Below are 21,606 nucleotides of genomic sequence, written 5' to 3' on the forward strand. Positions count from 1 at the left end.
AGTGGTCGGTAGGAGCGGGCTTGCCCCGCGAAGCGATTTTCCTGAAAAAGCCCAATCGCGGGGCAAGCCCGCTCCCACTCGCCAATCTTTTCTCGCCGATCAAGGATAGACCATGAGCCTGCCTTTGCTGGCCGAACTGCCGGCCACCCTCACTGCCTTGGTCAGCCGTAACGAGCAATCGTTTCGTGCGGCTGTCGCCCAGCTCCCCGAATTGTCTGTTGAAGGCTGGAACGCCGAGCGCTGGGCGCAGTTTGCCCGGGTGACTGCGGCCAGTGATTTCGTCCTTGAACAGGTGCTGCGCGACCCGGCGATGCTGGTTGATCTGGCCGCCAGTGGCGAGCTCGACCGGGCATTTGCCCCAGGTGCGCTGTGCGCGCAGATCGCTGCCGCCACCCAGGCTGCCGAGAGCGAAGACGAACTGGCGCGCAACCTGCGCCGCCAGCGCAGCCGCCAGCAGGTGCGGATCATCTGGCGCGACCTGACCCGCCAGGCCGACCTGGTGCAGACCTGCCGCGACCTGTCCGACCTTGCCGACGCTTCTATCGACCAGGCCTACAACTGGCTGTACCCGCGCCATTGCCAGCAGTTCGGCACTCCGATCGGCCACCGCAGCGGCCAGCCGCAGCACATGGTGGTGCTGGGCATGGGCAAGCTCGGCGCGGTGGAACTGAACCTGTCGTCGGACATCGACCTGATCTTCGCCTTCCCTGAAGGCGGCGAGACTGAAGGGGTCAAGCGCTCGCTGGATAACCAGGAGTTCTTCACCCGCCTGGGCCAGCGCTTGATCAAGGCCCTGGACCCGATCACCGTCGACGGTTTTGTGTTCCGTGTCGACATGCGCCTGCGCCCTTACGGTTCGGCCGGCGCCCTGGTGCTCAGCTTCAATGCCCTGGAGCAGTATTACCAGGACCAGGGCCGCGATTGGGAACGCTACGCGATGATCAAGGCGCGGGTGGTGGCTGGCGACCAGGTCGCCGGTGCGCAACTGCTGGATATGCTGCGGCCCTTCGTCTACCGGCGGTACCTGGACTTCTCGGCGATCGAAGCGCTGCGCACCATGAAGCAGCTGATCCAGCAGGAAGTGCGGCGCAAGGGCATGGCCGAGAACATCAAGCTGGGTGCCGGCGGCATCCGCGAAGTCGAGTTTATCGCCCAGGCCTTCCAGCTGATTCACGGCGGGCGCGACCTGAGCCTGCAACAACGGCCGTTGCTCAAGGTGCTGTCGACCCTCGAAGGGCAGGGCTACCTGCCAGCGGCGGTGATTGCCGAGCTGCGTGAAGGCTATGAGTTCCTGCGTTACACCGAACACGCGATCCAGGCGATTGCCGACCGCCAGACCCAGATGCTCCCGGACGACGAACTGGACCGCGCGCGCATCGCCTTCATGCTCGGCTTTGCCGACTGGCCGAGCTTCCATGCCCAGCTGATGCACTGGCGTGGGCGTATCGACTGGCACTTCCGTCAGGTGATTGCCGACCCGGACGAAGACGAGAATGAAGAAGGTGAAGTGATCGTCGGCGGCGAATGGCTGCCGCTGTGGGAAGAAGCCCAGAATGAAGAGGCCGCCTGCCGTCAGTTGCAGGACGCCGGTTTCGCCGACCCGGAAAAAGCCCTCAAGCAGCTTGCCGGCCTGCGCGTCAGCCCGCAGTTGCGGGCCATGCAGCGCCTGGGGCGTGAGCGTCTGGATGCCTTTATCCCACGTTTGCTGGCCCAGGCGGTGGAGCACGCCGATCCGGACCTGGTGCTGGAGCGGGTGTTGCCGCTGGTCGAAGCCGTAGCCCGGCGTTCGGCCTACCTGGTGCTGCTCACCGAAAACCCCGGGGCGCTGCGCCGCCTGCTGACCCTGTGCGCCGCCAGCCCGTGGATCGCCGAACAGATCACCCGTTTCCCGCTGCTGCTCGACGAGCTGCTCAACGAAGGCCGCCTGTTCAGCCCGCCGCAGGCCCCGGAACTGGCCGCCGAGTTGCGCGAGCGGCTGACGCGCATCCCCGAAGACGACCTTGAACAGCAAATGGAAGCCCTGCGCCACTTCAAGCTGGCCCACAGCCTGCGCGTGGCCGCTTCGGAAATCGCCGGCAACCTGCCGTTGATGAAAGTCAGCGACTACCTGACCTGGCTGGCCGAAGCCATCCTCAACCAGGTGCTGGCCCTGGCCTGGCGCCAGACCGTGAGCCGTCACGGCCAGCCCAAGCGCAGCGACGGCAGCCTGTGCGACCCGGGCTTCATTATTGTCGGCTACGGCAAGGTGGGTGGCATCGAGCTGGGCCACGGCTCGGACCTGGACCTGGTATTCATCCACGACGGTGACCCGCAGGCCGAAACCGACGGTGCCAAGCCGATCGACAGCGCGCAGTTCTTCACCCGCCTGGGCCAGCGCATTATTCACCTGCTGACCACCCAGACCAACTCCGGCCAGCTCTACGACGTTGATATGCGCCTGCGCCCCTCGGGTGCCTCAGGTTTGTTGGTCAGCTCGCTGGGCGCCTTTGAGCGTTACCAGCAAAACGAAGCCTGGACCTGGGAGCATCAGGCCCTGGTTCGCGCCCGGGTGCTGGTCGGTTGCCCGCAGGTGGGTTCGGCGTTCGAGACCGTGCGTGCACGCATTCTCGGCCAGGCGCGCGACCTGCCCAAGCTGCAGGCCGAGGTCAGCGAGATGCGCGCCAAGATGCGCGACAACCTCGGCACCAAGCTCAGCGCCGCCGGGACGGCGGCCAACGCCTTCGATGCCGGTGTGCCCTTCGATATCAAGCAGGATGCCGGTGGTATCGTCGATATCGAATTTATGGTGCAATACGCCGCTTTGGCCTGGTCTCACGACCATCCGGCGCTGCTGCGCTGGACCGACAATATCCGCATCCTCGAAGAGCTCGAGCAGGCTGGGCTGATGCCCGCCAGCGATGCCGTGCTGCTGCGCGAGGTGTACAAGGCGTTCCGTTCCGCCGCGCACCGCCAGGCCCTGCAGAAGCAGGCCGGGGTGATCGATGCCGGACAGTTCGTTCAGGAGCGCCAGGAGGTGCGGCGGATCTGGTCGGAGCTGGGCTTGAGTTGATACATCGGCCAGGCGGTTCAGGCATCAGGACGCCTGCCACGACCACAGTACAGCCCGAGTGGCGTACACTGGTCGACATATAGCCTGAATATAAAGAGGGGAGGCCAGGCTGTTTGCGGACAGTTTGCAGCCTCCCTGATCGTTTCTGGATAAAGCATGAGAATTTTGATCATTGGCCCCAGCTGGGTGGGCGACATGGTAATGGCGCAGACTTTGTTCCAGTGCCTGAAGCAGCGTCACCCGGAATGTGTGATCGATGTGCTGGCACCCGAGTGGAGCCGGCCGATCCTCGAGCGCATGCCCGAAGTGCGTCAGGCCTTGAGCTTCCCGCTCGGCCACGGCGCGCTCGAACTGGCTACGCGTCGGCGTATCGGCAAATCCCTGGCCGGCCAGTACGACCAGGCGATCCTGCTGCCCAACTCGCTGAAATCGGCGCTGGTGCCGTTCTTTGCCGGCATCCCCAAGCGCACCGGCTGGCGCGGCGAGCTGCGTTTCGGCCTGCTCAACGACGTGCGCAAGCTCGACAAGGCCAAGTACCCGCTGATGATCGAGCGCTTCATGGCCCTGGCCTACCCGGCTGGTGCCGAGCTGGCGCAGCCGTACCCGCGCCCGAGCCTGCAGATTCAAGCGCAGAGCCGCGACGCCGCCCTGGCCAAGTTCGGCCTGAGCCTGGACCGCCCGGTATTGGCGCTGTGCCCCGGTGCCGAGTTCGGTGAAGCCAAACGCTGGCCGTCGGAGCATTACGCCAAGGTTGCCGAGACCAAGATCCGCGAAGGCTGGCAAGTCTGGCTGTTCGGCTCGAAGAACGACCACGCCGTCGGCGAGGCCATTCGTGCCCGCTTGATTCCGGGGCTGCGCGAAGAAGCCAGCAACCTCAGCGGCGAGACCTCGCTGGCCGAAGCCATCGACCTGCTGTCGTGCAGCAATGCGGTGGTGTCCAACGACTCCGGGCTGATGCATGTGGCCGCCGCGCTGAACCGTCCACTGGTGGCGGTCTACGGCTCGACCTCGCCGGGCTTCACTCCGCCCCTGGCCGATCAGGTCGAGGTGGTGCGCCTGGGCCTGGACTGCAGCCCCTGTTTCGACCGTACCTGCCGATTCGGCCATTACAACTGCTTGCGTCAACTGGAGCCGGAAGCCGTGGAAGCTGCGCTGCAGCGCCTGAACGGCCCGAACCTGATCGACGTCATGGCCGAGGTCGATTAAGTGCGGGTACTGCTGATCAAGACCTCGTCCCTGGGCGATGTGATCCACGCGCTGCCGGCGCTGACCGACGCCGCCCGGGCAATCCCCGGCATCCGCTTCGACTGGGTGGTCGAAGAAGGCTTTGCCGAGATCCCCAGCTGGCACCCAGCGGTGGACAAGATCATCCCGGTGGCCATTCGTCGCTGGCGCAAGAACCTCTGGCAGACCTTCAAGAGCGGCGAGTGGCGCCAGTTCAAGCAGCGTCTGCGCGAGAGCAAGTATGACCTGGTGATCGACGCCCAGGGCCTGGTCAAATCCGCCTGGCTGACCCGTTACGTCAAGGCGCCGGTGGCCGGCATGGACCGTTACTCGGCCCGTGAAGGGCTGGCGAGCCGCTTCTACGACCGGCGTTTGTCGGTGGAGCGCGGCCAGCATGCGGTGGAGCGGGTGCGCCAGCTGTTCGCCCTCGCTCTGGGCTACAACCTGCCGGCTGGTCTGGGCGATTACGGCCTGGACCTCAACCGCCTGCAGTTGCCGCCGGCGGCGCCGTTCGTGGTGTTCCTGCACGGCACCACCTGGGCGACCAAGCACTGGCCGGAAGCCTACTGGCGTCAGTTGGCCGAACGCCTCGGCCAGCAAGGCCTGCAGGTACGCCTGCCGTGGGGCAACCCGGCCGAGCAGGCGCGAGCCGAGCGCATTGCCAAGGGCCTGAGCAACTGCCAGGTGTTGCCCAAGTTGAACCTGGTCGGAGTCGCCCGCGTACTGGCCGCAGCCAAGGCCTGCATTGCCGTGGATACCGGCCTCGGTCACCTGGCGGCAGCACTGGATGTACCGACCCTGTCACTGTTCGGCCCGACCAACCCGGGCCTCACCGGTGCCTATGGCAAGTCCCAGGTGCATATCGCCAGCGATTTTGCCTGCGCGCCGTGCCTGCAAAAAAAATGTACCTACAAGCCGAGCGCTGATGACCAGCGCCGGTTCGATCTCAAACGCGAGTGGCCACTGTGCTTCACTCGCCTGAATCCCGAGCGTGTGGCGAGCCAATTGCGCGCGTTGCTGCTGGCTGAGGATGTTCGTTGATGCAACTGGCTTTTGTTCTATACAAGTATTTCCCCTTCGGCGGCCTGCAGCGTGACTTCATGCGCATTGCCCTGGAGTGTCAGCGTCGCGGTCACCAGATCCGCGTCTACACGCTGATCTGGGAAGGCGATGTGCCCGAGGGCTTCGAAGTGCTGGTGGCACCGGTCAAGGCGCTGTTCAACCATCGGCGCAACGAGAAACTCAGCGCCTGGATGGAAGCGGACCTGGCCAAGCGCCCGGTTGACCGCCTGATCGGCTTCAACAAGATGCCCGGGCTGGACGTTTACTACGCCGCCGACGGCTGCTTCGAAGACAAGGCGCAGAACCTGCGCAACTCGCTGTATCGGCGCTGGGGCCGCTACCGGCACTTTGCCGAGTACGAGCGGGCGGTGTTCGCCAAGGATGCCAAGACCGAGATCCTGATGATCTCCGAAGTCCAGCAGCCGCTGTTCATCAAGCATTACCAGACACCGATCGAGCGCTTCCATTTGCTGCCACCTGGCATCAGCCAGGACCGCCGCGCGCCGGCCAATGCCGCCGAGATCCGCGCCGAATTCCGTCGTGAGTTCGGCCTTGAGGATGATCAACTGCTGATGGTGCAGATTGGCTCCGGCTTCAAGACCAAGGGTGTCGACCGCAGCCTCAAGGCCCTGGCCGCCTTGCCGTCGTCCTTGCGCAAGCGCACGCGCTTGATGGTCATCGGCCAGGACGACCCCAAGGTGTTCCAGCTGCAAAGCGCAACCCTCGGGCTGAGCGACCAGGTGCAGTTCCTCAAGGGCCGCAGCGATATCCCGCGCTTTCTGCTCGGCGCCGACCTGCTGATCCACCCGGCCTACAACGAAAACACCGGCACCGTGCTGCTCGAAGCGCTGGTCGCCGGGCTGCCGGTACTGGTTTCGGCCGTGTGCGGCTATGCCCATTACATCGCCGAAGCCGACAGCGGCCTGGTGCTCGATGAGCCGTTCGAACAGGAGCAGCTCAACCGCTACCTGCAGCGCATGCTCGAAGAGGGTAACGCTCGCGCCGAGTGGGCGCGCAATGGCCTGGCGTTTGCCGACAGCGCCGACCTCTACAGCATGCCCGAGCATGCCGCCGACGTGATCCTGGCGCAGGAGCGCGCATGAAACTGATACTGGCTGAGCCGTTCAAACGCCTGTGGGCCGGGCGCGATGCCTTCGAGGCCGTCGAGGCCCTGCAAGGCGAGGTGTACCGCGAGCTGGAAGGCCGCCGTACCCTGCGCACCGAAGTCGAAGGCCGTGGCTATTTCGTCAAGATCCACCGTGGCATCGGCTGGGGCGAGATCTTCAAGAACCTGTTCACCGCCAAGCTGCCGGTGCTCGGCGCCGGCCAAGAATGGCAGGCCATCCAGCGCCTGCACGAAGTGGGCGTGCCGACCATGACTGCGGTGGCCTATGGTGAGCGCGGTGATAATCCGGCTGCCCAGCATTCGTTCATCGTCACTGAAGAACTGGCACCGACCGTCAGCCTCGAAGACTTCAGCATCGACTGGGTCAAGCAGCCACCCGCGCCGCGCCTCAAGCGTGCGCTGATCGCCGAAGTAGCGCGCATGACCGGCATGATGCACCGCGCCGGGGTCAACCACCGCGACTGCTACATCTGCCATTTCTTGCTGCACACCGACCGGGCGGTGACCGCCGATGACTTCAAGTTGTCGGTTATCGACCTGCACCGCGCCCAGACCCGGGCGAAAATCTCCCGCCGCTGGCGTGACAAGGACCTGGCCGCGCTGTACTTCTCGGCACTGGACATCGGCCTGACCCGGCGCGACAAGTTGCGCTTCTTGCGTGGCTACTTCCAGCAGCCGCTACGGCAGATTCTGGCCGAGGAAGCCGGGCTGCTGGCCTGGCTGGAAGGCAAGGCGCAGAAGCTCTACGAGCGTAAACAACGGTACGGAGACGCGCTCTGATGGCGGGTTGGAAACTGGAGCCTGCCTACCAGGCCCTGGCGACGGATTTTGGCAGCATCGACGCGGTGTTCGCCCTCAAGGGCGAGCGCCTGACCCACGACCCGCTGAGCGAAGTGATCCGTGTCGAGCGCGACGGGGTCAACTATTACGTCAAACGCTATACCGGCGCAGGCAAAGGCCTGCGCCGGTATTTGGGGCGCCCGCGGATCAAGGCCGAATGGCAGAACCTCAAGCAGTTCGCCAAGTGGGACATCCCCACCGCCGAAGTGGTCGCCTTTGGCCTTGAGCGTAATGGCCTGGCCTTTGGCCGCGGGGCGATGATCACCCGCGAGCTGCCGCGCACCGAAGATCTGTCGGCTCTGGCCGAGCGCAACGATGCGCGCCTGGCCGATCGCGGCTGGGTTGACCACATCAGCCGTCAGCTGGCCCGGCATACGCGAATCATGCATGACCACCACTTCACCCATAACGATCTGAAGTGGCGCAACCTGCTGGTGGATGACCAGGCCACGCTATTCTTCATCGACTGCCCGACCGGCGATTTCTGGTGGGGCTTCATGCTGCGTTACCGCATCACCAAAGACCTGGCGTGCCTGGACAAAGTGGCCAAGTATCACTTGTCGAATACCCAGCGTCTGCGCTTCTACCTGCAGTACCGCGGGCGCGAGCGTCTGAATGAATCGGACAAACGCCGCATTCGCCATGTGGTGACGTTTTTCGAGGGACGCGAATGACTGACTTTCTTGCCAGTGCCGATGTGGCACTGCTTGAGCGCCATGGCCTCAACGGTTTCGACCAGCTCTGGGCCCTGCAGCTCGATGCGGTGGATGAGCCCAATACCGGTCGTGGCGGCTGGAGCAGCGTCTATCGCCTGGAGCTTGAAGGCAAAGGCTACTACCTCAAGCGCCAGAGCGATTACCTGACCCGCACCCTGCACCGGCCGTTCGGCGAGCCGACCTTCGCTCGCGAGTTTCGCAATATCAGCCGCTACCAGAAGCTCGGGATTCCCGCTTTGCAGGCGGTGTATTACGGCGAGCGCAAGGTCGAAGGCGAGCGTCGGGCGATCCTCATGACCCGTGCCCTGGATGACTGGAGCGACCTCGACAGCCTGCTGGCGCAGTGGCCGCAGCTGGACATCGGCCAGCGCCAGGGCATCCTGCGTGCCTGCGGGCAGCTTGCGCGTACCCTGCACGCTGCCAATCAGGTGCATGGCTGCTTTTACCCCAAGCATATCTTCCTGCGTACCCGTAGCGATGGCTGGCTGGCGCAACTGATCGACCTGGAGAAAACCCGGCCGCTGCTGCTGGGCATGCGTGACCGGCTCAAGGACCTTGAGCCGCTGTTGCGCCGGGCACCGATCTGGAGCGAAGCTGAAGTGCGGGTGATGCTCTCGTCCTACCTGGACCAGCCCACCGACAGCCCGCTGGTGGATACCTGGCTGCAGCGCCTGACGCGCCGCCGCCGTGAGAAAGAGGCTCGCTGATGCGTTTGTCTGAACTCAAGGATGCCGGGCGCAGCCCGGATCTGCCCCTGAACATCAGCCTGGCCGACGCCGCCGGCAGTGCCGAGCTGCAGTTGCTCAGCCTGCTGCGGGTGCTGCCGGGCCAGCGTTATGTTGGCGCCGGGATCTGGCGCGGCAAGCCGGTACTGGCCAAATTGCTGGTCGGCAGCAGTGCTGCCCGGCATTTTCAGCGTGAGCTGGAGGGTGCGCGGCTGCTGGCCGCCCAGGGCCTGACCACGCCGTTGCTGCTGGCCGATGGTTTGCGCGAAGGCGAGGGCGGTTGGCTGCTGTTCGAGTTTCTCGAAAACGCCGTGAGCCTGGCCGATGCCTGGGCTGAAGTCGAAGCCCTGCCGCCGCTGGCCGATGAACAGCACCTGGTGCTCGGCGAAGCCCTGACGGCGGTGGCGCAGATGCACGCCAAGGGCCTGTGGCAGGACGACCTGCACCTGGACAACCTGCTGCGCCATAACGGCCAGCTGTATTTGATCGATGGCGCCGGGATCAAGGCCGAAACCCTTGGCCAGCCGTTGTCGCGCCAGCAGGTGCTGCAGAACCTCGGCGTACTTTTCGCCCAGTTGCCCAAGCGCCTGGAGCCGTTCATCGAAGAGCTGCTGGTGCATTACCTGCTGGCCAACGCCGAGCACGCGTTGCCGCTGGAAACGCTGCAAAAGCAGATCGACAAGGTCCGTAGCTGGCGTCTGAAGGACTACCTGGACAAGGCGGGTCGCGAGTGCACGTTGTTCAGCGTCGAGCGCGGTCCGTCGGGCCTGCGTTCAATTCGCCGCAATGAAGTGGTCGCCATGCTGCCGGTGCTGGAGCAGGCCGATACCCTGATCGACCAGGGCCACCTGTACAAGACCGGCGGCGCCGCCAGCGTGGCCAAGGTCGAGGTCAATGGCCGGCCACTGGTGCTCAAGCGCTACAACATCAAGAACACCGCCCATTGGTTCAAGCGCTTCTGGCGCCCGAGCCGGGCCTGGCATTCGTGGATCGAAGGGCATCGCCTGGAGTTTCTCGGCATTGCCACGCCCAAGCCGCTGGCGGTGCAGGAGCTGCGCTTCATGGGCTTGCGCAGCCGCGCCTATCTGGTCACCGAGTACGCTGATGGCCCGGATCTGTTGGCTTGTTTCGCGCCGTATGTCGAATCCGGCGAGGTGCCCGAGGAGCAACTGCAGGCCTTGCAGCACCTGCTCGCTCAGTTGATCCACGAGCGCATCAGCCACGGCGACATGAAGGGCCACAACCTGTTCTGGCAGGACGGCCAATGGTCGCTGATCGATCTGGATGCCATGTGTCATCACGCTACCCAGATGAGCTTTGCCCAGGCCTTTGCCCGTGACCGGGCGCGGTTGTTGCGCAACTGGCCCGCTGGCAGTGCGCTGTACAAGCGCCTGGATGAGTGCCTGCCGAAGCTGGCGGACTGATAGAGCCGCATCGCGGGGCTTGCCCCGCGATTGCTATCGAGCCAAGCCGCGCAAGCTGTACAGCGCTGGCAAGCCCAACCCCGCCCAGGCCAGCGCATCCCACCAGCCATCGCCAAGCAAGGCGGCAAACAGGCCCAGCGTGCCCACCAGTGCTATCGCCACTGGCATGCCGAACACGCTCCAGAAACCTGACGACTTGCGCTTCATTGCACCGTCTCCGCTTGTGCCACCGCCACCGGCTTGCTGGCCCGCCGGCGCACTACCCACAGGTACACCCCGCTACCCAGCACGATGATGGTCAGCACATCCAGCACTGCCCAGAGAACTTGCATCGGCCGGCCGCCGTAATCACCGAAGTGCAGTGGCTGCGACAGGCCCATGGCGTCCATGTACCAGGGCCGGTCACCGATGGCGGTGACTTCAAGGTTACTGGCGTCGATCAGCACCGGGGTCAGCAGGTGTGCGGTCAGGTGTGTGCTGCCCTTCATGAACACCGCATAGTGATGCTCGCTGGAGAAACGCGTGCCGGGGAAGGCGATGAAGTCCGGCTGCATGCCCGGTGCGGCGTCGGCGGCGATATCCAGCACGCGGCTGACCGGCGCAAGCTCCATTAGCGGCGGTGCATCGCGGTAGGGCGCGACCATCGCCGTCAGGCTTTCGTTGCGCCACGCCGCGATGACCAGATCCGACAGGGCGCTGATGACCCCGGTAACCCCAACCACCAGCGCCCAGGTCAGGGTGACGATGCCGATCAGGTTGTGCAGGTCGAGCCAGCGCAGGCGTGTGGACTTGTCGTTGCGCACGGTAGCGAATTTCACCCGGCGCATGAACGGTGCATAGAGCACCACGCCGGAGATGATCGCCACCACGAATAACAGCCCCATGAACGCCAGCAGCAGCTTGCCGGGCAGCCCGGCGAACATGTCCACATGCAGGCGCAGCATGGTCATCATGAAGCCGCCATTGGCCGAAGGCATTTCCACCGCTTCGCCGCTGCGTGCATCGAGCATGAACGTGTGCGACGAATTCGGTTCGGTGCCTGCGGTGGCGGCCATGATTGCGATCACGCCGTTGCTGTCGTCCTCATCCCAGCCGAAGTACTGCATCACCTCGCCAGGGCGATGGGCCTGGGCCTTGAGCACCAGTTCCTGCAAATCGAGCTTGGGTGTGTCGGCCGGCATCTGCTTGAGCTCGGGGGCATCGCCCAGCAGGTGGTCGATCTCGTGATGAAAGATCAACGGCAAGCCGGTGACTGCCAGCATCAGCAGGAACAGGGTGCAGATCAGGCTGGTCCAGGTGTGAACGAAGGACCAGCGACGGATGGTTCGGCTTTTCATCCGCGGCCTTAGAACTTGTAATTGACGCTGGCGACCACATTGCGCTCGTCACCGTAGTAGCACCAGTAACCGTCGCAGTTGGCCAGGTAGTCCTTGTTGAACAGGTTCTTGGCTTCGACGGCGACGGTCATGCCCTTGAGCGTGCTGACCTTGCGGCCCAGATCGTAATGCACCGACGCGTCGTAGACGGTGTAGGAGCCGACATAACCGAGATCGGTGTTGGTGGTGTTGCCGTAGTTGTCACCGACATAACGCACGCCACCGCCGACGCCGAAGCCGTCGAGCAGGCCGCTGTGCCAGGTGTAGTCGGCCCACAGGGTCGCCTGGTTGCGCGGGATCAGCGCCATGCGGTTACCTTGCTCGTTGGCCGCACCCTTGAGGATCTCGGTATCGGTGTAGCTGTAGGAACCGATCAGCTTGAGGTTTTCGGTCACCTGTGTGGTGGCCTCCAGCTCAAGGCCGCGAACCTGCAACTGGCCAACCTGCTGGGTGATGTTGCCTTCGGTGACTTTCACGTTGTCCTGGCGCAGGTCATACACGGCTGCGGTGTAGAGGTTCTTGCTGCCAACCGGCTGGTACTTGATGCCGACTTCGTATTGGCGGCCTTCGGTCGGTTTGAACGAATCGGTGGAGGCGACGGCGGCGCCGGTAGTCGGCTGGAACGACTCGGTGTAGGAGACGTACGGGGTCACGCCGTTGTCGAACACGTAGCTCAGGCCGACGTTGCCGGTGAAGGCCTTGTCGCGCTCGGTGCTGGTCGCATCGTTCTGGTTGTGGAAGGTGGTGCCGGTGTGCACCCAGTCTTCACGCCCGCCCAGGGTCAGGCGCCAGTTGTCGAGGGCGATCTGGTCTTGCACGTAGAAGCCGGTCTGACGGATTTTCTGGCCGTAGTCGTACATGGTGAAGTAATCCACCTTGGAAAAGTCCTGGCCGTACGGCGGGTTGATCACGTTGCCTGGCGGCACGCTCGGGCTCAGGCCGTAGTCCCAGCGGTAGTTGGTGTTCGAGCGCTGGTGGTCGAGGCCGATCAGCAGGGTATGGCTCAGGGCGCCGGTCTGGAAGTCGGCCTGGAAGTTGTTGTCGACGGCGAACTGGCTGATGTCTTCGTTGACGATGCCGGTCTCGCGAGGAACGGTGCCGTCAGGCTGGATCGTGTCGTTGTTCATGGTCGCGACGTTGATACCCTGGAACGACAGGTCGCTCTTGGTGTAGCGCAGGTTCTGGCGGAACTGCCAGACATCGTTCAGACGGTGTTCGAAGGCATAGCCCAGGGCGTAGTAGGTGCGGTCGTAGAATTCCCAGTCCGGGTCACCGAGGTTCTTGTGGTGGGAGATATCACCGGCCGGCGAGCCCAGCTTGGTGCCCTGCAGCGGCAGGAACTGGCCGCTGATCCCGGTATCGTCACGGGTGAACTGGGTGATGAAGGTCAGGCTGGTGTCTTCATCCATGTTCCAGGTCAGGCTTGGCGCGAGGTTGTAGCGCTTGTCCGGAACATGATCGGTCGGCGCGCCACTGTCGCGTACGACACCGCTGACACGGTACAGGAACTGGCCTTGGTCATCGATCTTGCCGGTGCTGTCGAAGTTGATCTGGCGGTGGTTGTTGCTGCCGACCTGAGCTTCGATCTGGTGGGCGCTTTCAGCCTGGGGGCGACGGCTGACCATGTCGAGCATGCCGCCGGGTGGGGTCTGGCCATAAACCGACGATGCCGGGCCACGCAGCACGGCGATGCGCTCCAGGTTCCACGGCTCGACTTTCGGGTTGGCGAACGAGCCCTTCGGCAGCGGCAGGCCGTCGAGGAACTGGGTCGGGTCGAAACCCCGCACGCGCAGCCAGTCGGCGCGGGTGTCGGAGCCGTAACCGCTGCTTTGTACGCCGGCGGTGTAGCGCAGGGCGTCGTTGAGGTTGAGGACCTGGCGGTCGTCCAGCTGCTCACGGGTGATCACGCTCATCGAGCGCGGCACTTCAACGATCGGAGTGTCGGTTTTGGTCCCGGCTGCGGTGCGGGTGGCGGTGAAGCCGGTGGCCGGGCCCCAGGCGCTTTCATAGTCGCTGCGTGCATTGACGCTGGTTTCCGGCAGGGCCAGGGTGCCTTCGGGTGCCGCAACCAGGCTATAGGTGCCGGCGCTGCTCTGTTGCAGTTGCAGGCCGGTGCCGCGCAGGGCCGCCTGCAGGGCGCCGACGCCGTCGTACTGGCCGCTGACCGGCGCCGAGGTGCGGCCGCTGGCCAGGCTTGGGTCCAGGGCCAGGGCGATGCCGGCCTGGCTGGCGATCTGGTTGAGCGTGGTGGACAGCGGGGCTGCGGGCAGGTTGTAGCTGCGCAGGTTGCCCGATTGCTCGGCGGCGATCAGCGGGCTACTCGCCAGAGGCGCTGTCAGGGCAATGGCCACGGCCAGCAGGCTGGGACGCAGGAAGTTCTCAAAAGCGCGGGACATACAGCGGCTCCTCGACGGAAGTAAGTGCTAACTAGCTTCCTTGCCGAGTGAGTTGGGAAAAGTGTCAGGGGGTAGTGGAAATAATTTCGATTTCTATTTCATGCCTATCGCGGGGCAAGCCCGCTCCCACAGGGCCCGCATCGGGCCCTCAGTGCGTATCGCGTTTAGCTACCACCGTCACCCACCACGGTGTGCGCTGTTCGATCTGCACCGGCAAGGTCGGCAGCAACGAGGTCAGCGCCAGGTCGGTATCGTTGAGCGGGAAGCTGCCGGTAATGCGCAGGTCCGCTACATCCGCAGCAACCCCCAGATGCCCGCTGCGGTAACGTCCCAGCTCGTCGACCAGATCGGCCAGGCGCACGTTGTCGACCACCAGCATGCCGCGGGTCCAGGCATCGGCACCGGCGGCCAGGCCGTCAGCCCGGCCCAAGCGGTCGTGGCTCATTAGCACTTGCTGGCCTTCTTTGAAGATTTGCTCGTCGCCGCTGTTCTGCGGCCGGGCAGCCACCGCCGACTGCAGCACGCTCAGGCGCGTGCCCTGGTCTTCGAGCCTGACCAGGAAGCGCGTACCCAGTGCGCGCATGCGGCCGTCCTCGGTAGTGACTACAAACGGGCGATCGTCCTTGTGGCCGGTCTCGATAGAGATTTCACCTTCGTGCAACACGATCAGGCGCTCTTGCTCGTCGAAGCGGATATCCACTGCCGAATGGGTGTTGAGGCTGATCAGGGTGCCATCGGTGAGGCGCAAGGTACGCTGCTCACCCGTGCCGGTGCGTTGATCGGCCAGCCAGTAGCCCAGCGTCTGATGGGCACTGACCCAGCTCAGCAGACCCACCACCAGCACCAGGCTGGCCAGGCCGCTGCCCAGCTTGCGTACCCGTTGGCGCAGACCGGCGCGTGATTGCAGCAGGGCCTGGCGCGCAGGGCCGGCCGCGGCGCTGAAGCGCTGGTCGAGCATGCCCAGTTGCATCCAGGCGCGCGCGTGTTCTTCGTTGGCGGCATGCCAGCGGGCGAACTCGGCGCGTTCGTCGGTGCTGCCACTGCCCGAGTCCAGGCACAGCTGCCAGGCGATCGCGGCATCCAGCACCCGCGCCGAAACCGGCTTGTTATTCATGTCGGTTCACCGTACAGCGCCACGTAGCACTGGCGCATGCCCTGGGCCAGGTACTGGCGCACCCGCGATACGGAAACGCCCAGGCGTTCGGCGATCTCGGCATGGCCCAGGCCGTCCAGGCGGTTATACAGGAATGCTGCCCGGGCCTTGCTCGACAGCTTGCCAAGCAGGCGGTCGATGGCCTTGAGGTCTTCGAGGATCAAGTGTTGTTCTTCGGGGGAGGGCTGCTCGGCTTCGGGGATCAGCATCAGCTCGGCCAGATACGCCTGCTCCAGTGCGGCGCGGCGAAAGTGGTCGAACAGCAGGCCCCTGGCAATGGCCAGCAGGAACGCCCGGGGTTCGCGTGGCGCAGGCAATTGCTCGCGCCCGAGCAGGCGCACGAAGGTGTCCTGGCTCAGGTCTTCGGCGCGCTCGGCGCAGGCGATATTGCGTCGCAGCCAGGCGAGCAGCCAACTGCGATGGTCACGGTACAGCGTACCGACCAGCTCAGTGTGTGGGCTTTGCACAGACGACAAGGCGTTCCCCGAAAAGATGCGTTAACTAACGAGAATTATTCGCGATTGTCGCAGAAGCTCCCCATCAGACGCAATTCACGCTCATCGGATGATGCTTAAAAGCCATGACTTTGTTGCCGACGCCTGCGCAGGCGATGCAACTGTTGGTCAAGCAGAGCCGGACTGTCCAGTTGCTGGCGCCGGGCCTGGCTGAACAGGATCAGCGCCAGCTCGGCGGTGACCAGGGCATCGGCACTGGCGTTGTGGCGCTCGGCGGCTTCCAGGTTGAAGTAAGCGGTCCAGTCATCCAGCCCGGCTTCGCGCAGGGTGATCTGCGGGTTGAGCAGGGGTGCCAGTTCCGCGACATCGAAGAACGGGTGCTGCAGGCGATAACCGAGATGGTCCTTCAAAGCGCGGCTGAGCATGCGTTGATCGAACGGCGCATGGAAGGCCAGTAACGGGCTGTCGCCGATAAAGTCCATCAGCTCAAGCAGGGCTTGGGCCGGGTCACAGCCAGCAGCGATGGCGCTGGGCCCCAGGCCGTGGATCAGCACACTGGAGGTGAGCTTGTGGTCGCGCTGGTGCAGGGTACGTTCGAACTGCTGGCGGAAGTCGATGGCACCGTCTTCGATCACCACCGCGCCAATCGACAGCACGTGGTCACGGTTGAGGTTCAGGCCGCTGGTTTCCAGGTCGAGCACCACCCAGCGCTGCTGGCGCAGGCTATGTTCGGCCAGCGGCGCCGGGGCAGTCAGCTGTTGCACGCGCTGGCGCAGTTGCTCGTCGAGCCGTGGTGGGCTGGGGCGCAGCCAGGCAAACAGGCTCATAGCTGGTACCGCAGGGCCAGGCTGCTTTGCAGGCGCTGCGCCTGGCGCAGGGACTCGCGCAAAATGCGCCGGTCCAAGTGGTTGAGGCTGTCAGGGTCGACCCGGTTGGAGTAGGGCAGATTTTGCCGGCTCTGTAGTTGATGTTGCTGCATACGGGTTTGCTGAATGAAGTGGTAGGCCTCTTCATAAGCGGCGCCGTCGAGCGGGTCGATCACTTCCCTGGCCACCAGTTGGCGCAGGCGCTCCAGGGTGTTGTTGGCGCCGATGCCGTTGGCCAGGGCCAGCAAGCGTGCGCCATCGACGAACGGCGTCAGGCCCTGGACCTTGAGATCGAGGGTGGCGGCCTTGTCGTTACCCTGGCGGGTCAGCACGAATTCTCGGAAACGGCCCACCGGCGGGCGCTGGCGCAGGGCGTTGTCAGCCATCATGCGCTGGAACAGGCGGTTGTCGGCCACCTGCTCAAGGATGCTCTGGCGCAGTTGTTCACAGGCCTGCTCATCGCCCCAGACCACCCGCAGGTCGAAGTAGATGCTCGAAGCCAGCAGGTTCTCCGGCGTGGCTTCACGAATGAAGGCGGCAAAGCGCCTTGCCCATTCGGCGCGGGACAGGCACAGCTCGGGGTTGCCGGCCATGATGTTGCCCTTGCACAGGCTGAAGCCGCATTGCGCCAGGCCCTGGTTGATGTGCTGGGCCAGCGGCAGCAGGCGGCCGCGAATCTCGGCGGCATGGGCGGCATCGCGGGCTTCGAAAATGATGCCGTTGTCCTGGTCGGTGTGCAGGGTCTGTTCACGCCGGCCTTCACTGCCGAAGCACAGCCAGCTGAACGGCACGCCCGGGTCGCCCTTGTCTTCGATGGCCAGCTCGATCACCCGGCACACGGTGTGGTCGTTGAGCAGGGTAATGATCTGGGTAATCTGTGTCGACGAGGCGCCATGGGCCAGCATGCGCTCGACCAACTGGCTGATTTCGCCGCGCAATGACACCAGGTTTTCGACCCGGCTGGCGTGGCGGATGGTGCGCGCCAGGTGCACCAGGTCAACCCGTTGCAGGGAGAACAGGTCTCGCTCCGACACCACGCCACACAAGCGCCGCTCTTCGACCAGGCAGACGTGGGCAATATGCCGCTCGGTCATGGCGATGGCGGCATCGAAGGCACTGGCTTGCGGGCTCAGGTAGAAGGGCGAGGCGGTCATGTGCCGGTTGATCGGCTGGGCGAAGTCGGCGCTGGCATCGGCCACCACCTGGCGCAGGTCGCGCAGGGTGAAGATACCGATGGGAAAGCGCTGCTCGTCGACAATGACAATGCTGCCGACCTGCTGCTCGTGCATCAGGCGCACCGCTTCACGCAGCGGCGTAGCCGGATCGCAGACCACCGGATGACGCATGGCCAGTTCGCCCAGGCGGGTGTTCAGCGAATACTGGTTGCCGAGGGTTTCCACGGCGCGACGCTGGACCTGCTGGTTGACCTGGTCGAGCAGGCTGCTGACCCCGCGCAGGGCGAAGTCACGGAAGGCTTCGGAGAGGGTGAACAGGCGGATGAACGCGGCCTTGTTCAATTGCAGGCAGAAGGTGTCTTCGCCTGCCAGGTGTTCGGTGCGGGTAGCCCGTTCGCCGAGCAAGGCGGCGAGGGGGAAACACTCGCCGCTGGTGATCTCGAAGGTGGTTTCGGTGCCCGGGCGGGTCACGTGCTGACGCTCACCGACCACACGGCCTTGCTTGACGATGTAGAAGTGCTCGACCGGGCCGTCAGCGGGCTTGATGATGCTGTCATTGGCCGCATAGAAGCGCAGCTGGCACTGTTCGACGAGAAACGCCAGGTGGGCATTCTCCATCTGATTGAAGGGTGGAAAGCGTTGCAAGAATTGCATGGTCCCCTGGATGTTCTGCATCACTGCAGATTTTCCTGCCTGGGCGAAGGCGTCCATTTTGCTCATGAGCATTACCGCGTCTTTGTGTCGAACTGTGATCATCGACCTTGTTGTTTTCGACCTTCATGGTCGGTCGCGGGGTGCTCAGTGCCCATTGGACGTAAGTCTATAAACCGCGTCAGGGTGTTGAAGCAGTGCGTCATGTGTCAATTACCCGACGAAAGGCAGTTTGCAAGTAATCTGAATGCAGTCTGAACTGATTCACAGGACATTTTGCAGGTCATTGATGATGAGGCAGCCATGTCCGACCATGAAGACATACTGAGCGAGGACGAGCGTGAGGCGCTGGCATCGGTAACGGCGCCACCGGCTGCGCCGCTGAAGGTATTGATCGTTGATGACAACCGTGTGGCCCGCGAAGCCCTGGCCAGGTACCTGAGCTCCAAGCGTATCAAGTGCCTGACCGCGAGCAGCGGCAAGCAGGCGCTGGAGTGCCTGGTCAAGGAGCGGGGTATTGGCCTGGTGATCACCGACCTGCGCATGGGCGCTTTCGGTGGTCTTGAGCTGATTCGACACATACGCGAATCGGAGCGCGCGGCGATGCCGATCATCATCGTGTCAGGGGCTGCGGATGTGCAGGACGCCATCGAGGCGATGCACTTGAGCGTTGTCGACTTTCTGCTCAAGCCGATCGATCTGGACAAACTGGTGGAGTTGGTGCGCAGGGAACTGGGGATTTCTTAGGCAGGTCTGGCCTCATCGCTGGCAAGCCAGCTCCCACAGGTACTGCATTCACCGACCCTGTGGGAGCTGGCTTGCCAGCGATGGGGCTGCAAAGCAGCCCCCGAGGATGCTACAGGCCGTTCCTGGCCTTGAACTCACGGCGACGACGATGCAGCACCGGCTCGGTATAACCGTTCGGTTGCTTGGTGCCTTCGACGACCAGTTCGACCGCCGCCTGGAAGGCGATGTTGTTGTCGAAGTCCGGTGCCAGCGGGCGGTACAGCGGGTCGTTGGCGTTCTGCTTGTCGACCACCGGCGCCATGCGCTTGAGGCTTTCGAGGATCTGCGCTTCGCTGACCACGCCGTGACGCAGCCAGTTGGCCAGCAACTGCGCGGAAATCCGCAGGGTGGCGCGGTCTTCCATCAGGCCGACATCGTTGATGTCCGGCACTTTCGAGCAACCGACACCCTGGTCGATCCAGCGCACGACATAACCAAGGATGCCCTGGGCGTTGTTGTCCAGCTCGTTGCGTTTTTCTTCGTCCGACCAGTTCGTGTCGGCCGCCAGCGGGATGGTCAGGATGTCATCGACCGAAGCCGGTGCGCGCTTGGCCAGTTCCGCCTGACGGGCGAACACGTCAACCTTGTGGTAGTGCAGGGCGTGCAGCGCTGCGGCCGTCGGCGATGGCACCCAGGCGGTGTTGGCACCGGCCAGCGGGTGAGCGATCTTCTGCTCGAGCATGTCGGCCATCAGGTCCGGCATGGCCCACATGCCTTTACCGATCTGGGCGCGGCCTTGCAGGCCGGTGGCCAGGCCGATGTCGACGTTGGAGTTCTCGTAGGCGCCGATCCACTTCTGGGTCTTCATGGCACCCTTGCGCACCACGGCGCCGGCTTCCATGGAGGTATGGATCTCGTCACCGGTACGGTCGAGGAAGCCGGTGTTGATGAACACCACGCGCTCACTGGCAGCCTTGATGCAGGCCTTGAGGTTGACCGTGGTGCGGCGCTCCTCGTCCATGATGCCGACCTTCAGGGTGTTGCGCTTGAGGCCCAGGGCATCTTCGATACGGCCGAACAGTTCGTTGGTGAACGCTGCTTCTTCCGGGCCATGCATCTTCGGTTTGACGATGTACATGGAGCCGGTGCGGCTGTTCTTGCGGCTGGTATTGCCGTTGAGGTTGTGGATCGAAGCCAGGCTGGTGACCAGGCCATCGAGGATGCCTTCCGGCACTTCGTTGCCGTCCTTGTCGAGGATGGCATCGATGGTCATCAGGTGACCGACGTTGCGCACGAACAGCAGCGAACGGCCGTGCAGGCTGACCGAGCCACCGTTTGGCGCGGTGTACTCGCGGTCCGGGTTCATGGTCCGGGTGAAGGTCTGGCCACCTTTGCTGACGCTTTCGGCCAGGTCGCCTTTCATCAGGCCCAGCCAGTTGCGGTAGATCACCACTTTGTCGTCGGCATCGACGGCAGCGACCGAGTCTTCGCAGTCCATGATGGTGGTCAGGGCGGCTTCCATCAGCACGTCTTTGACACCGGCGGCATCGGTCTGGCCGACCGGGGTGCTGGCGTTGATCTGGATTTCGAAGTGCAGGCCGTTGTGCTTGAGCAGGATCGCGGTCGGCGCCGAGGCGTCGCCCTGGTAACCGATCAGCTGGGCGTCATCGCGCAGGCCGCTGTTGCTGCCACCCTTGAGGGCGACCACCAGCTTGCCGCCTTCGATGCGGTAAGCGCTGGAATCGACATGGGAACCAGCAGCCAGTGGCGCCGATTCGTCGAGGAAGGCACGGGCGAAGGCAATTACCTTGTCGCCGCGAACCTTGTTGTAGCCTTTGCCTTTCTCCGCGCCGCCGGCTTCGCTGATGGCGTCGGTGCCATACAGCGCGTCGTACAGCGAACCCCAACGGGCGTTGGAGGCGTTCAGGGCAAAGCGGGCGTTCATGACCGGCACCACCAGCTGCGGGCCGGCCATGCGAGCGATTTCGTCGTCGACGTTCTGGGTCGAGGCCTGGAAGTCTGCCGCTTCTGGCAGCAGGTAACCGATGTCCTGAAGGAAGGCTTTGTAAGCCACGGCATCGTGAGCCTGGCCTTTGCGCGCCTGGTGCCAGGCGTCGATCTGCGCCTGCAGTGCGTCACGTTTGGCCAGCAGTGCTTTGTTCTTTGGAGCGAGGTCGTTGATGATCTTTTCCGCACCCACCCAGAATTGTTCGGCGTTGACGCCGGTTCCGGGAATGGCTTCGTTGTTCACGAAGTCGAACAGGACTTTGGCGACCTGAAGGCCACCGACTTGAACGTGTTCAGTCATTGCTTGCCTCACTCTGCTCAGCTATTCAGCTCTTCTATTTAAGCCTTGCGCGCTTCTCTAAACACGGCACCAGAACATGCCCTCGCGGGCGGCTGGGTGCGGCCTGCCAGACAGGCTGGCGGGCGTTGGCGTATTTTCACAGGCGCCTTGGCAGACATCGATCCAACGTTTTGTAGTCCGCGCTGCGGCATACTACATGATGCGCTGCGGTTGTGAAAATTAGACTAAATACGTCGTTCTGCGACCAATTGGTCGCATAGGGTCACGCTGGGAATCGGTATGTTCTCAAAAAACCGGAAGATTGTTCCAGATAAATCTTGAAACAGTACACGAT

The 21,606-nt window shown here is 63.8% G+C and carries 17 protein-coding genes; 9 read left to right on the plus strand and 8 right to left on the minus strand.

Going from position 1 to position 21,606, the window contains the following annotated elements:
• Positions 1-112 precede the first annotated feature (112 nt).
• The 8 genes from glnE (at position 113) to CCOS864_RS02785 (ending at position 10,166) form a co-directional block, all read left to right on the plus strand.
• Complete coding sequence (gene glnE / locus CCOS864_RS02750; RefSeq protein ID WP_115084959.1) at positions 113-3,049, plus strand: bifunctional [glutamate--ammonia ligase]-adenylyl-L-tyrosine phosphorylase/[glutamate--ammonia-ligase] adenylyltransferase; 2,937 nt, start codon at positions 113-115, stop codon at positions 3,047-3,049.
• A 156-nt stretch (positions 3,050-3,205) separates the two neighbouring features.
• Entirely contained in the window at positions 3,206-4,255 is a 1,050-nt protein-coding gene (gene waaF, locus CCOS864_RS02755) for a lipopolysaccharide heptosyltransferase II (protein WP_115084960.1), read from the plus strand.
• Entirely contained in the window at positions 4,256-5,314 is a 1,059-nt protein-coding gene (gene waaC, locus CCOS864_RS02760; RefSeq protein WP_115084961.1) for a lipopolysaccharide heptosyltransferase I, read from the plus strand.
• Positions 5,314-6,438 (plus strand): glycosyltransferase family 4 protein, encoded by a 1,125-nt coding sequence (locus CCOS864_RS02765; protein WP_115084962.1) that lies wholly within the window; start codon positions 5,314-5,316, stop codon positions 6,436-6,438. The genes waaC and CCOS864_RS02765 overlap by 1 nt, the downstream gene beginning before the upstream one ends.
• Positions 6,435-7,241 (plus strand): lipopolysaccharide core heptose(I) kinase RfaP, encoded by an 807-nt coding sequence (gene rfaP / locus CCOS864_RS02770; RefSeq protein ID WP_115084963.1) that lies wholly within the window; start codon positions 6,435-6,437, stop codon positions 7,239-7,241. The genes CCOS864_RS02765 and rfaP overlap by 4 nt, the downstream gene beginning before the upstream one ends.
• The gene (locus CCOS864_RS02775; protein ID WP_115084964.1) at positions 7,241-7,975 is read left to right on the plus strand and encodes a lipopolysaccharide kinase InaA family protein; all 735 of its coding nucleotides are present in this window, start codon (positions 7,241-7,243) and stop codon (positions 7,973-7,975) included. The genes rfaP and CCOS864_RS02775 overlap by 1 nt, the downstream gene beginning before the upstream one ends.
• Positions 7,972-8,724, plus strand: a complete 753-nt coding sequence (locus CCOS864_RS02780) for a lipopolysaccharide kinase InaA family protein (RefSeq protein WP_115084965.1) — start codon at positions 7,972-7,974, stop codon at positions 8,722-8,724. Before CCOS864_RS02775 ends, CCOS864_RS02780 begins: the two co-directional genes overlap by 4 nt.
• Positions 8,724-10,166, plus strand: coding sequence for a lipopolysaccharide kinase InaA family protein (locus tag CCOS864_RS02785; RefSeq protein ID WP_115084966.1), 1,443 nt, complete (start codon positions 8,724-8,726; stop codon positions 10,164-10,166). Before CCOS864_RS02780 ends, CCOS864_RS02785 begins: the two co-directional genes overlap by 1 nt.
• Before the next feature lie 33 nt (positions 10,167-10,199).
• Here the strand turns inward: CCOS864_RS02785 and CCOS864_RS28140 are convergent, their stop codons facing one another.
• From CCOS864_RS28140 to CCOS864_RS02815, 7 genes are all read right to left on the minus strand, one after another.
• Entirely contained in the window at positions 10,200-10,373 is a 174-nt protein-coding gene (locus CCOS864_RS28140) for a hypothetical protein (protein ID WP_166675629.1), read from the minus strand.
• Positions 10,370-11,503, minus strand: coding sequence for a PepSY-associated TM helix domain-containing protein (locus tag CCOS864_RS02790; RefSeq protein ID WP_115084967.1), 1,134 nt, complete (start codon positions 11,501-11,503; stop codon positions 10,370-10,372). Before CCOS864_RS02790 ends, CCOS864_RS28140 begins: the two co-directional genes overlap by 4 nt.
• Positions 11,504-11,511: 8 nt before the next feature.
• Complete coding sequence (locus CCOS864_RS02795; RefSeq protein ID WP_115084968.1) at positions 11,512-13,938, minus strand: TonB-dependent siderophore receptor; 2,427 nt, start codon at positions 13,936-13,938, stop codon at positions 11,512-11,514.
• Between the two features lie 148 nt (positions 13,939-14,086).
• Positions 14,087-15,052, minus strand: a complete 966-nt coding sequence (locus CCOS864_RS02800) for a FecR domain-containing protein (RefSeq protein ID WP_115084969.1) — start codon at positions 15,050-15,052, stop codon at positions 14,087-14,089.
• Positions 15,049-15,567 carry an RNA polymerase sigma factor gene (locus tag CCOS864_RS02805; protein ID WP_115084970.1) on the minus strand — a complete coding sequence of 173 codons (519 nt, stop codon included), beginning with the start codon at positions 15,565-15,567 and terminating at the stop codon, positions 15,049-15,051. Before CCOS864_RS02805 ends, CCOS864_RS02800 begins: the two co-directional genes overlap by 4 nt.
• Positions 15,568-15,662: 95 nt before the next feature.
• Positions 15,663-16,373, minus strand: coding sequence for a 3'-5' exonuclease (locus CCOS864_RS02810; RefSeq protein WP_115084971.1), 711 nt, complete (start codon positions 16,371-16,373; stop codon positions 15,663-15,665).
• Positions 16,370-18,307, minus strand: coding sequence for a DUF294 nucleotidyltransferase-like domain-containing protein (locus CCOS864_RS02815; protein WP_115085004.1), 1,938 nt, complete (start codon positions 18,305-18,307; stop codon positions 16,370-16,372). Before CCOS864_RS02815 ends, CCOS864_RS02810 begins: the two co-directional genes overlap by 4 nt.
• 234 nt (positions 18,308-18,541) lie before the next feature.
• On the opposite strand from CCOS864_RS02815, the gene CCOS864_RS02820 reads away from it, so the two are divergent.
• Positions 18,542-18,985 (plus strand): response regulator, encoded by a 444-nt coding sequence (locus tag CCOS864_RS02820; RefSeq protein ID WP_115085005.1) that lies wholly within the window; start codon positions 18,542-18,544, stop codon positions 18,983-18,985.
• A gap of 109 nt (positions 18,986-19,094) precedes the next feature.
• Here the strand turns inward: CCOS864_RS02820 and CCOS864_RS02825 are convergent, their stop codons facing one another.
• Positions 19,095-21,272 carry a malate synthase G gene (locus tag CCOS864_RS02825; protein ID WP_115084972.1) on the minus strand — a complete coding sequence of 726 codons (2,178 nt, stop codon included), beginning with the start codon at positions 21,270-21,272 and terminating at the stop codon, positions 19,095-19,097.
• Between the last annotated feature and the right edge of the window lie 334 nt (positions 21,273-21,606).

The organism is Pseudomonas wadenswilerensis (assembly GCF_900497695.1).
Classification (GTDB): domain Bacteria; phylum Pseudomonadota; class Gammaproteobacteria; order Pseudomonadales; family Pseudomonadaceae; genus Aquipseudomonas; species Aquipseudomonas wadenswilerensis.

Coding starts and splice junctions, on each gene's coding strand:
- CCOS864_RS02815 (WP_115085004.1), bottom strand. CDS start 18,307: ATGAGCAAAATGGACGCCTTCGCCCAGGCAGGAAAATCTGCAGTGATG.
- CCOS864_RS02820 (WP_115085005.1), top strand. CDS start 18,542: ATGTCCGACCATGAAGACATACTGAGCGAGGACGAGCGTGAGGCGCTG.
- CCOS864_RS28140 (WP_166675629.1), bottom strand. CDS start 10,373: ATGAAGCGCAAGTCGTCAGGTTTCTGGAGCGTGTTCGGCATGCCAGTG.
- rfaP (WP_115084963.1), top strand. CDS start 6,435: ATGAAACTGATACTGGCTGAGCCGTTCAAACGCCTGTGGGCCGGGCGC.
- CCOS864_RS02795 (WP_115084968.1), bottom strand. CDS start 13,938: ATGTCCCGCGCTTTTGAGAACTTCCTGCGTCCCAGCCTGCTGGCCGTG.
- CCOS864_RS02765 (WP_115084962.1), top strand. CDS start 5,314: ATGCAACTGGCTTTTGTTCTATACAAGTATTTCCCCTTCGGCGGCCTG.
- CCOS864_RS02800 (WP_115084969.1), bottom strand. CDS start 15,052: ATGAATAACAAGCCGGTTTCGGCGCGGGTGCTGGATGCCGCGATCGCC.
- CCOS864_RS02780 (WP_115084965.1), top strand. CDS start 7,972: ATGACTGACTTTCTTGCCAGTGCCGATGTGGCACTGCTTGAGCGCCAT.
- CCOS864_RS02825 (WP_115084972.1), bottom strand. CDS start 21,272: ATGACTGAACACGTTCAAGTCGGTGGCCTTCAGGTCGCCAAAGTCCTG.
- CCOS864_RS02775 (WP_115084964.1), top strand. CDS start 7,241: ATGGCGGGTTGGAAACTGGAGCCTGCCTACCAGGCCCTGGCGACGGAT.
- CCOS864_RS02790 (WP_115084967.1), bottom strand. CDS start 11,503: ATGAAAAGCCGAACCATCCGTCGCTGGTCCTTCGTTCACACCTGGACC.
- waaF (WP_115084960.1), top strand. CDS start 3,206: ATGAGAATTTTGATCATTGGCCCCAGCTGGGTGGGCGACATGGTAATG.
- CCOS864_RS02785 (WP_115084966.1), top strand. CDS start 8,724: ATGCGTTTGTCTGAACTCAAGGATGCCGGGCGCAGCCCGGATCTGCCC.
- glnE (WP_115084959.1), top strand. CDS start 113: ATGAGCCTGCCTTTGCTGGCCGAACTGCCGGCCACCCTCACTGCCTTG.
- CCOS864_RS02810 (WP_115084971.1), bottom strand. CDS start 16,373: ATGAGCCTGTTTGCCTGGCTGCGCCCCAGCCCACCACGGCTCGACGAG.